Raw genomic sequence first — 12,351 nt, forward strand, 5'->3', positions numbered from 1 at the left:
TTTAAATGAATATTCCTCGATAACTAAAATCGAAAAAATTATGGAAATTACGGAAGAGATTAGATTATTAAACCATGTAACCCGTAGGTTAAAAGCAGCTACTTAATATAGTAGTTGCTTTTTGTATATTATAAACACATTGTTTTTATTCTTTGCTTTTCCCTTATATTTCTTGTTCCCATTCCGGATAACGTTGCTTAGACTTCTTTTTGCCTTTAATTTGCTTTTTTTGGCGTTGCTGCTGTCTTGTCATTTCCCTGCCTGCGGTCTGAATACCTACGATAATGGCATCCAATAAACCAAAACCTCTCTCATGGGTCTGGATCTGTGCTTTGAATTCTGGAATTTGTGCTTCCATTTGGGTGAAAGATTGAACCTGTTTTTCAAAGTCGTCTCTTCCAGTGACCCCTTCTTGTTGCATAAGATTTTTGTTGCTGTCCCGGCCTGTAACGGCATCTTCGTATTCTCGTTTTGCCGACTTGGATACCATCATTTTCCCCTTCAGGAACGGATTGTTCTCATATTTCTCAACGGTGGCCTGGGATTTTTCATATTCCTTCAGATAGACTTCAGCACGCTTTAAACGAGATCCATTTTGGTCCACCCGGCCAATTTCTCCTTTTAATCGCTGAATCTCTGTACGCTTTTGATTTAATGTTTGTTCAATGTTCTCAACTGGAATGATCTTTCCTTGTTTCTTGTTGAGGTTATCAATTCTTGTAGCCGTTTGGAAACTCATATAACGCATTTCAGGACGATTAGGGTAGTAAGACGCTGTTTTACGAACAAACGCGTTTTTAAGGGCCTTCTCGGCCTTCTGAAGAGTCTCTTTTTCAGCATTGATGTATCGACGAGCGTCTTGGTTTTTCTGGATAAGACCAGGACGATTGGTTTCATGCTGCTCTTTGACCTGGTTAAATTCAGCTTCCGTTTGGAAATTAAGTTTTTCCCGATGGTAATCGAGCTTTCCATCATGATGCTGAAGACGTTCTTTTGCTTTGGAAATATCCTGTTCGGCTCTTTCTTTGATTATTCGGTTTTCCTTTAATTTCAATGGATTGAGCCAGCTAATTGATTCGATTCGCTGTTCACCTTCTTGGATCTGCGTTTGAGCTGCGTTACTCCATCGGAAATGTTCAGAAGCTTCTCGGATCGTCTGGCTCTTCCAACGGATATAGCTGTCGTTTTTATTCAGACGTTCATTCCATTTATCAAGCTGTTCATATCGCTTTTGAATAGTTGCTAAAGAGGGTTCAGCTTTCAAAACGTTGGAAGCTTTTTGTAGATCTACACGTTCGGCAGCCGTATTGTATCGTTCAACTTTTTGTCTTTGTTCTTTCTGGTGCGCTAGCTTTTGTTCCAGGGCTTTTTTTTCTTCCCGATACTTCTGCAGATCCACGACAAGCGCATTATGTTCTTGTCGCTCACGATTGATATTCCCTCGCTCACTCTGCACGCCACGCTTCTCCATTTCATGTGCAATGTGGCCAAGATGGACAGTCGGAAGCTGTTCAAGCCCACGAGCTTCATGAGAAAGGTGGGAGATCCGGTCTTGAATGCCCTCTTTTTCTAACGCGTTATTGGCATGGTTCGCCCACTCTTCCCGCCATTGTTCCAGGAGTTCTTTTTTATTCCAGTCCCGATTTTTCGGACCAAACCCTTCAGCTATCATTTCACGAGTCGTCAACATGACATGAGCATGAGGGTTTTCTTTATCATCTCTATGTATCGCAATATCAGCAATCATGCCTTGATCAACGAATTGTTCCTGGACATAATTTCGGATTAATTCCTTTTGGTGGTCATGGGTTAATTCTCTTGGCAGCGCAATATTGACTTCCCTAGCTAAACGGGAGTTAATTCTGGTTTCGGATTTCTCGACTTCATTCCAAAGACGTTCTCGATCCTGAACCCAATCAGGAGAGTTGGAAGGGGCAAGAATCATGGCATCCGGTTGATGATCCCGGTGATAGAATTTTTCCTCGCCGGTGCGTTCATCCATTAATCGATCACCAGATCGATAAGCAGCCGCAGCGACAGCCGACTGTCCTTTACCTCTTGAAATAACTTGTGCTGAAAAATGATAGATGGCCATGATTCTCACCTCCTTTTGATTTTGACGCTACGCGATTAGGAAAGAGATTTCGCAGGCGATTGCGAAAACCTTTTGGGCGAAACGGAAAGGGAAGTACCGAAGGTGCTGCTCTTTCTGTTTTGGATTCGCCGATAGGCGATGCGATTTGATTGCGTTAGCAATTCGCCGGATAAGGCGAAGGCATTTGACTTTTGTTGCGAAGCAACCGCACGACAAACGGTAGTTTGTGTAAGTGCGCCCTTATCTCTTTCGTTCTAAGGGAATCATACCACAGCCTATAGGGATATTCCAGCATTTTAGGTAGTATTTTCCTCTGTGGTGCGGTAAAATAAAAGGCATAAACAATAATAGAGGTGGTGGAGAGAAGATGGCACGCAAAACGGATGAAGAACGTTTAAAAGAATTAGAGGAAAAAATGGAGAAGATCAAGGCGAAGAAACAGCAAGTGGCTAGCCGGCTTCAACAAAAAGAACGAAAAGAGCGTACCCGACGCTTGATCCAGGTAGGAGCGATTTTCGAAAAGTATTTTGATATTGTGGGAGAGGATCAAGCTGAACAAGTGGCGTATGGAATGAAAGGGGCCGTCGAAAAACATAAAGAGAAATTATTGAACATTGATGTGGAGAAATCCAAAAAAGAGAAGGAGATTGTTTACGAAGTTCAGGAAGAGAAATTGATCATTCCGGAAAATGAGGTTGAAAATGTCTATAAATGAATTCCCTTCAGTATTGATGAACAGGCATTTCCTCTTCAAGAGAGGCTGTTATTATTTAGATCATCAGGAAGCCCTGGAACTTGTCTGCGTTTTGCAAGTCTTTTCTACCAAAACAGCAGTCGAAGCTTCGGAGTGATCTGATACTATCCTCTGTGACAGCAGGGATATTCCATTATGTGATCTGCCTGAAGAACAAAGACGAATCATCCAGAAAGAGAAAAAATGGAGAGAAAAATTCAAAATAACCAAAAAACAGGCCGATCACTTATTGGAGCATTACAAGGAACAATTATTTGACGTCACTGAAGAGCTTTTGAAGACCTTACCGTAAAGGACTGCCTTGACGGCAGTCTATCAGCCTTAAAGGCTAGAAGAGATTTGTATTAGAGAGGTGGACATGCAATGTATAAAGCTCATGAAATTCTAGGCACGGATTTACCGATATTTCAGAAAAAACAAGAGCGTCACTTTTCTCTAGAAGAAATTATCCATCTGAATGAGGATCCTAACAATTATAGGATTTCTGGTTATGTGCCGTTAGAAAAATTCAAAGAGATATTTTATGAGCCTGTTTATAGCAAAGGATTTGAAGGATGATCTGTTCATACTGTCAGACAGAAAATGATAGTTTAAGAGAAGAATGTGAGTTCTGTGGTGCTCCTTTGAGAAAACGCCGGCCGCAGCTGAAGGATTTTATTCACTTAGATCAATGTGAGCTACTTTTTAATGAACTGATTTTGTTTCATACGTATGATCTGTTAATTCTGGTTCGGTTGGTCCGGGAAGAGCGGACGAATTGTTATAACCTTATGAGAACGGTCCAGAAGGGGTCAGAATCAGTTGAAATTGATTCGGATACCTTAGCCTTCGCTGAAAGTGAGTATCGGCGTTATACGGCACGTTTGAGAGTTTTAGAAGGGATCTTGATTGATCGGATGGGGTACAAGCCTAAGAGAATAGATGATAAGCTCCTAAAGAGCTTGAAGCTAAAAGTAGAGAGGTGGAAGGGAAATGGAGAACAATAATACAATTTCAGGATTTCATGTAATGAAAAACGAGGGTGGAGTTATAGAGCTTAATACCAATAAAACATACAACTGGAATATACCGAAAGTTTTAAGAGAAGATCCAATTAAGCAAGGAGATATTGTTTTAGTTCGTACTAAACACGGTTTTAAGCCTGTTTTAGTAATGAACGTATTTAGAGAAGAATTTGAGGAAACAAAAAAAAGGTATAAAAAAGTAGTAAAAGTTTTAGAAAGAGCACCTGAACAGAAATTAGTAGAAGTTTAGAAAGTGAGAGAGGAATAAAGAAAAGGGTAGTAAAGAAGGGAAATTATTGGTATTGTCGAATTATAAAGAAAAGAGAAAACCGCCTCATCTTTTCGCAGGGATAGGCGGCTTCTCAATACTCACAGGGAACGAGTCCCTATATCAATTTATTTAATATAATACTAACACATAGGGGCTAATTCCTGCTACATAGGGAGAGGAATTAGATGAAAAAAAATAATATTGTTGATTTTGACCAGGCTGAGAAGAATGCTAGAAAAAGAGATTTTAAAAATGAAGAACTTTTAAAGACTTTAGAACATTATGGAGTTCCTCAAGAAAGTATTAACGAAGCTTTAGAGGTTTTAAGTAAAGCTTCTGGAAATAAAGAGATTTTCATTGGAACTAAACGTTCTCCTCAATCGAAAGTGAGGTTTGCCCAACACTTGCAAGAAAACTTAGGATATTTATATAAAAACAATTATTTGACTGATAGAGAAAAAATTTTCTTGGCAGATATTGTACCTTATATTGCTTTTTCAAGTAATTGTATAGTTTTGGATATTAAAGCCAAAAATCCGGTCCCAGCCAATATTTCAGAGATTGCTAAACTAATTAAAAGTAATAGATCAAACAGCAGTACAGTCATTAATAGTCTAAAGAAAAAAGGAATTGTAGCTAAAGCAGAATCTGGAATAGAAGGTAATAATGCTAAAGCGTATGCAATTTTCATCAATCCTCACGTCTTATACGCAGGAGATAAAGACAATGTAAGTGATGCTTTGCAAGTGATGTTTCATAAGGCAATGAAGATGAAAATTTTAAAAGATATTCCCGATAAATTATTTTAAGTGTGAGAGATTTTCTCACGCTTTTTTTTTGTTTTTGTGTGTTGTAAATTTACAACGGAAGTGTTGCAGATTTACAACACACAAAAAACGCTAAAAACACTTATATATCAGCACTTTAAACTACTATAAAAACTCTTTCTCTTCTCACTCTATATTTAATAGCAATTCGCCTCTTGTTTTGCAACCATAACTTTATATATCTTCTATTAGTTGCCATAAAGGCAAAAGAGTTGCCATAAAGGCAACCAAATTCTAGTTTATAAGAAAAATTTGATAATTCATTTTTGAAATAGCAGGAAAAATATGTTTTTTAAAAGAATATAATATTTGTAATTTACTGTAAAATGTTGTTTTTTTATTTCGAGAGGGGGGATTTTTGAAGAATTAAAAACCATTAAAGGGGAGAAAATTTTGCTGCATTTTAGACCGTTTCACTTTATTCCCATTATACTGATCTATTTGATTGTAATGTTTTTTGTTCGCAAGAAGAAAAGACAGCCATTAATGATTCATCTAGTAGAGTTTACGTTCTTTATCTATGTTCTTTTGCTTATTTCTTTAACTCTCTTACCTATACCTATAGACAAGAGATTAATCCAAAGTATGATTGAAACTAAAACTTATGCTAAAAATCTTTTTATTCCTTTTCAAGACATATTAAGAACATTACCGTATGCTCCTATTTCTGTAACTTTAAAACAACTATTAGGTAACATATTACTCTTTGTACCATTTGGGTTTTACATTCCAATAATCACTAGGTATAAGAATTTCAAGTCAGTTTTGTTATATACTCTTGCAGTTTCTCTTAGCGTTGAGGTACTTCAACAAATTATTTCTTTATTAATTGGAGTAAGATATCGAAGTTTTGTTGTTGATGACATTATGTTGAACCTTATAGGCGGTATAATTGGTTATTCAATTATCAAAATTAGTTGGCCATTGATTCGAAATCTATTAATTGATAGAAATAATCCAGCTTATAACCTTTGGAGGGTGTAATCATGAAAAAAGCCAAAAGAATTATCACTTCGCTTTTATTAACAGCATTTTTAATATCCCCAGTAATAGCCTTAGCAGCAGGGAATGAACATATTTATGCTTATGAATTTAAATATAAATTAAACTCAAGTTTATATTATTTAGATTCAGGGCCAAAGGGAATAATTAAGATGTATAACAACAGTAGTTCTGCCAAAGCAGGGTACTTTTATGTTGATCTTTATAAAGCATCAAGTTGGGGATCAGATTTTATACAGACACAATCATTTCCAATGAATAAAAGTTCATTAACCACTAGCTTCTGTTGTAGTTCTGCTGCAGGTAATTATCGGTTTACAATGAGAAAAGCTGATGACGGAATTATTGTGAAGGGTAACGGCAAATTATATGATACTTGGGATTAATTTATAAACAACCAACAGGAGCTGTAAGTTTATTGGGCAGTTCCTGTTGGTTGTTTATTAAAAATTTTTATCACTATTTATCTTTTGGTCAATTTGTTTCTAAAGAACACTTTATATATGACGTAACCCAAAGTTGCACCTATTACATTTAAGATAACATCATCTATATCTAACACTCCTAGTTTTGTTATAAACTGTAATACCTCTATTAAGACACTTAGAAAAATGGTGAAAAGAAGAACCTTTTTTAAGCTGTTCAAATTAACAAAAGTTAAAGGCAGCAGAAAACCCAATGGGGAATATATGAGAGTTACACCAATTGTATTATTTAACCATGTTTCAGAATTATAATGTTCGAAATTTAAAAGATATTTCCCTATTGTGGAAAATGGCACAAGATTAATTTTCACTTCATCGTAATGAATAATACTTAAGTTAAATATTCTCATATCGATATATAAAAAACTAACTATTGTTAACATTGTAAAATAAAATATAAAAATTAAAATTAATAATAATTGTTGATAGCTTACTTGCATTTTAATCCTCCTTTCTATAAAAGATATATGCTTGTATGCTGATTAATATTTGTTGTTCAATTTTTAATTGTTGTGTTTAGATTAATAATTAATAAATTGTGTATTTGACATAATTCTTTATTATCGGAAGCACACAAAAAACCCTTGGGAGACAAGGGTTTTTCTTGTGGCCAATAGTGGCCAATAGTGAATAAAGATACGAATGTTGATTTAGCAAGGTTTTCAGGATTTTAAAGTAGCCCGTTTTGGCCTCTTCTCTGCATAAAAGCTGTATATTAAAGCTTCTGCAAAATCACCGATCGGAGATAGGCTGACATCGTCTGATCTCCTTTTTCTTTTTCGATTTCTTCCCAGACTTCATCCGGTAGGGTGATGCTGACCTTGCGAGTGGTTCCCAGGGATGGCCGGCCAGCTCCTTCACGTCTGCCCCCATGAGAATTAGCTTTCAAGTAATCCGGCAGCTTATCTTCTTCGTAAGGAGGGATGTAGAGTTGTTCCATCATGACGTTTAGGAGATCCGGCAGTACTCCGTTTTGATCGGATAGGTGTTGTAACTCTCTTATAAGGGCTTCAGAATCTCCAGAAGCGCCATTCCAACGAATATCGTATATTTTCTTGTGCAAGGTAAACAGAACACTTACTTGACCCCGGCTGCGCTTTTCAGGGGTACTTAAAAATTGGATAACCCTAGCCCATAATTCTTCCGATACATCGAGGTCGTATTCTTGCAGCACGTCCTGATAATTTTGAAGACCTTCAAACAATCCCTTTTCAGATAAAAAGGTTCGTTTCGTGGCATGATCAAACTGATTGATTCGTTCGATCACAAACTCTCCCTGTTCCTTGTACACGTGTAGTTTTTTCATCTCTCATTCCCCTAATAATTTGTTTTAAGTTACTTATATCATAATTAGAAAATACTCTATTAATCAAGAGCAATTATTATAATTCTAATAGCCTACTAATTGTTTTAATTTTTGGTTAAGTAATATGGTAAAAAATGTATTAAAATTACATTTTTTGTCGAATTATATTTTTTGGAAATCTTTAAAAATTTATTCCTTTTATTTGTTAAAAACTGTAATATTATAAAGTATTTTAAATATGGGAGGGAAACCTATGAAAAAGAATTTAGTAAGCATTACGGCTTCAGTATTATTATTTAGTTACTTGGCCCCTAGTAGTATTTCATTTGCCCAAGAAAACAGTGTTTCAGAAATAGAAATGATAGAAGAATATGTTCCAAGTGAGGAAGAAATTGCTCAGCTAGATAAGATTCTTAGCGCTATTGAGGAAATTGACCAGAATCTCGATATGGAAAATTTATCTAATAATAAAACAGAAGATGTTAGTAGTTTAAGCGTAGAAGCTCAAGATTTTTATGGGTTATATAAAACGGAACTTGAAAAAGACAACAATGTTAGTCAATTAGATGCTATTGGTGTAATAAAAGATTCCTATAATAATCAAGTAGTAAGTCCAGATCGCGTGTCTTCTTTAGGATATAGTGTTGGTAGTGTTAAAGAATACAAACTATCAAACTCAGATGTAAGAACTATTATAGGTATTATAGGAGTACATGGTACAGGATGGGCTTTTTTAAAAGAACTAGTCAAAAAGTTTTCTGGAAAAGGTCCAACTCTATTAACAATATTAATTATTGGAGTACCTGCTATAGGGGGCGCAGCTTTAGCAGTTTGTAACCGAAAAGGAAAAGGTGTAGTCATAACGGACATAAGAATAGGGGCTAGTCACAGCTTTAGTTGTCGTTCTAGATAGAGTAAAAAACTACAAAAAATAAGAAACCATTTTTATGGTTTCTTATTTTTTTATAAGCTTTAATAAATATTCAGTAGTTATAAAGGTTACTAAGCCCATTAATAAAATAATAAGATCGCTAGATATAAGAGGTTTATTTGAGATTAATTCAAATATAGAGTTTAGTAAAAGAATTGTTCCCCACACTATGAAGGTAGACCAACATGCCATATCCAGATATTTTTTGTTGATATTTTTATTTGTTTTAAAAAACATAAAAAGGACTCCTTAGTCTTAATTTAATAGTGAGAACATCTTCATTTTAAAGTCTTTACTCATTTTGTCATTTAGATTTTTACCTCGTCCCCCAATTCTAATTTCTACATCTTCTGTAGTCCCCGTAATTTCTATTCCTATACGCTATTTTAAGTTACTTTTATCATAAATGAATTAAGGTTTAAAACCAAGTATTGGTTGCAGGATTTTAAAAACATCTGTTTAATTAGTACCATATCAGCCGTTACAACTAGGAGGTAACGATATGGATAATCTATCTACAAAAGATATAGCCAAGATAACCGACATAGCAGAAAGCACAGTGCGCAAATACGCTCAACTGCTAGAAGCAAATGGGTATATTTTTAACCGTAATATCAGTGGTTATCGTGTTTATAATAAACAAGATGCAAAAGTATTTTCTGAGTTTAAGAATGTATCCAAAGCAGAAAGTTCTGTTGAAGAAACGGCCCGTAATATAGCGAGTAAATACATAACAAAACCCAGTACAGATAAAGGTGATGTATTGGGTGATACGCAGTCGCATCAAGGTTTTGACCACGACACGGTGGCTGATTTAATGAAAAAAGTCAACGTATTGACTGATATGAATGAAAAACAGATGAAATTCAATGAGGAACTACTAAGGAGACTTGATCAGCAGCAAAAGTATCTGGATGAACGTCTGGAAGCTAGAGATCAAACATTAATAGAATCTTTGAGGGAGACCCAGGAGACGAAACAGTTGCTGTTGGCTGCTAGAGAAGAAGAGAAATCTCAAAAGGGCTTTTTCAGGAAATTGTTCGGAAAATAAATTTGCGAAAACTAAATAAAGCGATACAATAGAGCGTAGGTAATTGATTTGTGTAGGGTGGACGAGGTACTTCCTTTTAAGGGGGTGCTGCGTATGAGACCGTTTGAAGTCATTCAAGTAGTTTTTATGGCTGTAGGTTTCGTCATTAGTCTTCTGATGTTAGTCGTAGCAATCGCTGTGGCTATTTAATTATAACCAGAAGAAAACCACCCTATACTTTGGTCGGTAGCAGGGTGGTCCTTCTGGGATTTCTGTATGTTTCGGCCGAATCCGCCTTGCGGAATCTTTACCTTTGGATCCAGCGTTGGCGCGCTGGGTCTTTTTTATTGTACTTATGTTTTTAAAAAGTATGCAGAGAGCCTACCTTAATCGCAAAAAATAAAACGTCGCAAATTGCGTCATTGATTCGTTAATAAGAGTATAGCAATCCGTCGAAAAGTATGCAATACGAATACATACTAAATACGTTTGGAAAATCGTTTGGTAAGCCGTCTGGAAAATTGTTGTTTATATAGTTAGTATTATTTCCATCTTTTTTGAATTGAAAACGGGATTCATTATTAATGGAATCATTTAGAGAAATCCAGGGGACAAAAATAAATAAAAAGAGTGATATTCGTTAAAGGAATATCACTCTTTTTATTTATTTCTTTAGAATACTTGTCTGTACCTTACTCCTGAATACCAATCTGCATAGTGACTGGATGATGAAGAAACTGAATAGGTTGCTGTCCAAAGAGCTGAAGCTCCAGTTGTTCCTCCATGTGTTACAGTTCCATGGTTATACCAGCTACCATTAACAACATATGAGAATCTACTAGGCTGTAATCTTACTTCAATTTGACCTTCGAATTTTTTACCGTCTGCTTTCATTCCAACTAAGTGTGGTTGAACTTCTTCTTGAATCCATCCAAATGATCCTGATCTACAAGTAGATGGAATAACAATTAATGTTGGTTTGTATGACTTACCGATATTTAAGCTTGTGGCTACTTCGTACCAACCACAATTACTTGATGAAGCAGTTGCTGACATAGTTTTAGCTGACATAGCTTTGAATGTTGGTGCAGGTGTTTCTTTTTTAACTTCTTCAATAGATTTACCTGTTAACTCAGCAGTTCTTTCTACTACTTGATCATATGTAAGTTCTACCTCATAATCTTGACCTGAATTTCGTAATTGTTCTAGTTCTTGATTTGTGGCAGCGTCAGCACTTCCACCAAATAAAACAAAGAAAAATGCTGGTGCTAAAAACATTAATAATTTTTTCATGTTTCTCCCCCTAGGTGATTAGTAATAGAAATCTATTATACTATAATAATTAAGTTAAAACACTAGTTTTTGTAAAAAATGCGCTATCACTGGAAAAAAAGGGGGTGTATGGATTTTTTTCGTTTAAATACGTTAAAATTAAGATAACTTACAAGAGAAGGAGAGAATACATACTTTGAAGATTAAATTAATTAGCTTGGTAATAATTTCATTACAATTGTTATTAGCAGCTTGTGCTAATAACTCAGTCGATTCAGCAGAATATAATGGAAAATCTTTAGAGATTGGAATAGTTGGAGATCCCCCACAAGTTAGAGAAGAAAATATTAAGTTTACATCAATCGAATTAAGAGATATAAAGGAGAAGAAACAGCTAGAAAATTTCGATGCAGTGTTTATTATGAAAGAATATTTAGTTGATGCGGCAAATGATGAGTATGTTGAGAGTTACCAATCAGGAATAGTTCCTTTTTTCTTTATTGAGTCAGAAAAATCTTACTTGCCTTTTGTTAAAAAATCTTCGACTTATGAAGGTTCTCCAGATGTTCCCACAAAAGATTATGCAACAGGATATTATAATAACCCTAAGGCTGAAATGCAGTATTGGGGATATGGGTTATTTGACGATATTCGAAATGAAGACAATATAAAAGATGCTTACAGTAGAATTTTTAACACTATTGAGGAAATAAACTGAGTTAAGTATAAATCAAGTAAAAATCGCTTCTCCTTTGAGAAGCGATTTTTACTTGAAACTTATGATTTGAGATAACCGTATATTAAAAAGACAGGAGGGATGAGATTGACTATAATTGATAAAATATTGCAAGAGTATGGAAAATTTTACGATCCTCATAACCAGATAATTAATTCTTTAAAGGAAAATAACAGAAATTATATTTTTCTTTTCATAATACTTATTGAGGCTGCTGGAATGGTATATTTAGCTATTACCGATGAAATTGTTTATGCACTGGGTGCAGTGTTTATTTATTTAACAACTATTGGACTGGCTAGCTATCTACATTTTAAATTAACAGAAAAGAGGTACGGGAGCCTGGAAGATTTTGATCTTCAGAAGAGAAAAGAATTTATTGAAAATGTTTGTATACGAACAGGTGTTGATTTAAATCAAGAAGAAGAGAATAAGTTGGTAGAAAGTTTACTGCAGCGTAGACTCGAGAAAAGTAAAAGTCGAGATCAGTTGAAAAAAACAATTTATTTAGGGATAGCTACTTCGATACTTCCATTATTAATCACTTTATTCCTTCAGAGTATTGATGATGTCATTTTTTTAACTATTGTCATAACTATAATCGGTTTCATAGTATTAATTTTTTCAACAAGATTTAT

The 12,351-nt window shown here is 35.1% G+C and carries 15 protein-coding genes; 11 read left to right on the top strand and 4 right to left on the bottom strand.

The window, feature by feature from the left end; all coding sequences use genetic code 11:
• Positions 1–163: 163 nt before the first annotated feature.
• Positions 164–2,095, bottom strand: a complete 1,932-nt coding sequence (gene mobQ, locus D3H55_RS23115) for a MobQ family relaxase (RefSeq protein ID WP_119549680.1) — start codon at positions 2,093–2,095, stop codon at positions 164–166.
• 367 nt (positions 2,096–2,462) lie between these two features.
• Here mobQ and D3H55_RS23120 point away from each other — a divergent pair, with 367 nt between their 5' ends.
• The 7 genes from D3H55_RS23120 to D3H55_RS23150 all read left to right on the top strand — a co-directional run bounded on the left by D3H55_RS23120 (position 2,463) and on the right by D3H55_RS23150 (position 6,339).
• The gene (locus tag D3H55_RS23120; RefSeq protein ID WP_119549681.1) at positions 2,463–2,810 is read left to right on the top strand and encodes a hypothetical protein; all 348 of its coding nucleotides are present in this window, start codon (positions 2,463–2,465) and stop codon (positions 2,808–2,810) included.
• Positions 2,797–2,946: a hypothetical protein gene (locus D3H55_RS24700; RefSeq protein WP_168413242.1), complete on the top strand. Its 150-nt coding sequence runs from the start codon at positions 2,797–2,799 to the stop codon at positions 2,944–2,946. The genes D3H55_RS23120 and D3H55_RS24700 overlap by 14 nt, the downstream gene beginning before the upstream one ends.
• A 266-nt stretch (positions 2,947–3,212) precedes the next feature.
• Positions 3,213–3,407, top strand: a complete 195-nt coding sequence (locus D3H55_RS23125; RefSeq protein ID WP_119549682.1) for a hypothetical protein — start codon at positions 3,213–3,215, stop codon at positions 3,405–3,407.
• A 414-nt stretch (positions 3,408–3,821) separates the two neighbouring features.
• Positions 3,822–4,103 (top strand): DUF5839 family protein, encoded by a 282-nt coding sequence (locus D3H55_RS23135; RefSeq protein ID WP_119549684.1) that lies wholly within the window; start codon positions 3,822–3,824, stop codon positions 4,101–4,103.
• Between the two features lie 206 nt (positions 4,104–4,309).
• Complete coding sequence (locus tag D3H55_RS23140) at positions 4,310–4,933, top strand: MarR family transcriptional regulator (RefSeq protein ID WP_119549685.1); 624 nt, start codon at positions 4,310–4,312, stop codon at positions 4,931–4,933.
• A gap of 504 nt (positions 4,934–5,437) precedes the next feature.
• The gene (locus D3H55_RS23145) at positions 5,438–5,935 is read left to right on the top strand and encodes a VanZ family protein (RefSeq protein ID WP_168413243.1); all 498 of its coding nucleotides are present in this window, start codon (positions 5,438–5,440) and stop codon (positions 5,933–5,935) included.
• Positions 5,936–5,937: 2 nt separating this feature from the next.
• Positions 5,938–6,339 (top strand): hypothetical protein, encoded by a 402-nt coding sequence (locus D3H55_RS23150; protein ID WP_119549687.1) that lies wholly within the window; start codon positions 5,938–5,940, stop codon positions 6,337–6,339.
• A 77-nt stretch (positions 6,340–6,416) separates the two neighbouring features.
• Here D3H55_RS23150 and D3H55_RS23155 read toward each other — a convergent pair whose 3' ends face one another.
• Together D3H55_RS23155 and D3H55_RS25090 are read right to left on the bottom strand one after the other, a co-directional pair.
• Positions 6,417–6,878, bottom strand: a complete 462-nt coding sequence (locus D3H55_RS23155; protein WP_119549688.1) for a VanZ family protein — start codon at positions 6,876–6,878, stop codon at positions 6,417–6,419.
• 275 nt (positions 6,879–7,153) lie between these two features.
• Positions 7,154–7,744, bottom strand: a complete 591-nt coding sequence (locus D3H55_RS25090) for a hypothetical protein (RefSeq protein WP_240628763.1) — start codon at positions 7,742–7,744, stop codon at positions 7,154–7,156.
• 253 nt (positions 7,745–7,997) lie between these two features.
• On the opposite strand from D3H55_RS25090, the gene D3H55_RS23165 reads away from it, so the two are divergent.
• Together D3H55_RS23165 and D3H55_RS23175 are read left to right on the top strand one after the other, a co-directional pair.
• Positions 7,998–8,657, top strand: coding sequence for a hypothetical protein (locus D3H55_RS23165; RefSeq protein WP_119549689.1), 660 nt, complete (start codon positions 7,998–8,000; stop codon positions 8,655–8,657).
• A gap of 520 nt (positions 8,658–9,177) precedes the next feature.
• Positions 9,178–9,726: a DUF3967 domain-containing protein gene (locus D3H55_RS23175; RefSeq protein WP_119549691.1), complete on the top strand. Its 549-nt coding sequence runs from the start codon at positions 9,178–9,180 to the stop codon at positions 9,724–9,726.
• A gap of 651 nt (positions 9,727–10,377) precedes the next feature.
• Here the strand turns inward: D3H55_RS23175 and D3H55_RS23180 are convergent.
• Positions 10,378–10,998 carry a hypothetical protein gene (locus D3H55_RS23180; RefSeq protein WP_119549692.1) on the bottom strand — a complete coding sequence of 207 codons (621 nt, stop codon included), beginning with the start codon at positions 10,996–10,998 and terminating at the stop codon, positions 10,378–10,380.
• 175 nt (positions 10,999–11,173) lie between these two features.
• Between D3H55_RS23180 and D3H55_RS23185 the strand changes: the two genes are divergently transcribed.
• Together D3H55_RS23185 and D3H55_RS23190 are read left to right on the top strand one after the other, a co-directional pair.
• A complete protein-coding gene (locus D3H55_RS23185) occupies positions 11,174–11,695 on the top strand; it encodes a hypothetical protein (RefSeq protein ID WP_119549693.1) in 522 nt (173 codons plus the stop codon).
• A 105-nt stretch (positions 11,696–11,800) separates the two neighbouring features.
• A partial coding sequence (locus tag D3H55_RS23190) for a hypothetical protein (RefSeq protein ID WP_136035789.1) occupies positions 11,801–12,351 on the top strand: 551 nt, incomplete at its 3' end.

The organism is Bacillus salacetis, assembly GCF_003581585.1.
Lineage (GTDB): Bacteria > Bacillota > Bacilli > Bacillales > Bacillaceae_B > Rossellomorea > Rossellomorea salacetis.

Bases quoted from the DNA above. Each gene is read 5' to 3' on its own strand.
- D3H55_RS23120 (WP_119549681.1), top strand. From the start codon at position 2,463: ATGGCACGCAAAACGGATGAAGAACGTTTAAAAGAATTAGAGGAAAAA.
- D3H55_RS23140 (WP_119549685.1), top strand. From the start codon at position 4,310: ATGAAAAAAAATAATATTGTTGATTTTGACCAGGCTGAGAAGAATGCT.
- D3H55_RS24700 (WP_168413242.1), top strand. From the start codon at position 2,797: ATGTCTATAAATGAATTCCCTTCAGTATTGATGAACAGGCATTTCCTC.
- D3H55_RS23150 (WP_119549687.1), top strand. From the start codon at position 5,938: ATGAAAAAAGCCAAAAGAATTATCACTTCGCTTTTATTAACAGCATTT.
- D3H55_RS23180 (WP_119549692.1), bottom strand. From the start codon at position 10,998: ATGAAAAAATTATTAATGTTTTTAGCACCAGCATTTTTCTTTGTTTTA.
- D3H55_RS23135 (WP_119549684.1), top strand. From the start codon at position 3,822: ATGGAGAACAATAATACAATTTCAGGATTTCATGTAATGAAAAACGAG.
- D3H55_RS23155 (WP_119549688.1), bottom strand. From the start codon at position 6,878: ATGCAAGTAAGCTATCAACAATTATTATTAATTTTAATTTTTATATTT.
- D3H55_RS25090 (WP_240628763.1), bottom strand. From the start codon at position 7,744: ATGAAAAAACTACACGTGTACAAGGAACAGGGAGAGTTTGTGATCGAA.
- mobQ (WP_119549680.1), bottom strand. From the start codon at position 2,095: ATGGCCATCTATCATTTTTCAGCACAAGTTATTTCAAGAGGTAAAGGA.
- D3H55_RS23145 (WP_168413243.1), top strand. From the start codon at position 5,438: ATGATTCATCTAGTAGAGTTTACGTTCTTTATCTATGTTCTTTTGCTT.
- D3H55_RS23125 (WP_119549682.1), top strand. From the start codon at position 3,213: ATGTATAAAGCTCATGAAATTCTAGGCACGGATTTACCGATATTTCAG.
- D3H55_RS23175 (WP_119549691.1), top strand. From the start codon at position 9,178: ATGGATAATCTATCTACAAAAGATATAGCCAAGATAACCGACATAGCA.
- D3H55_RS23165 (WP_119549689.1), top strand. From the start codon at position 7,998: ATGAAAAAGAATTTAGTAAGCATTACGGCTTCAGTATTATTATTTAGT.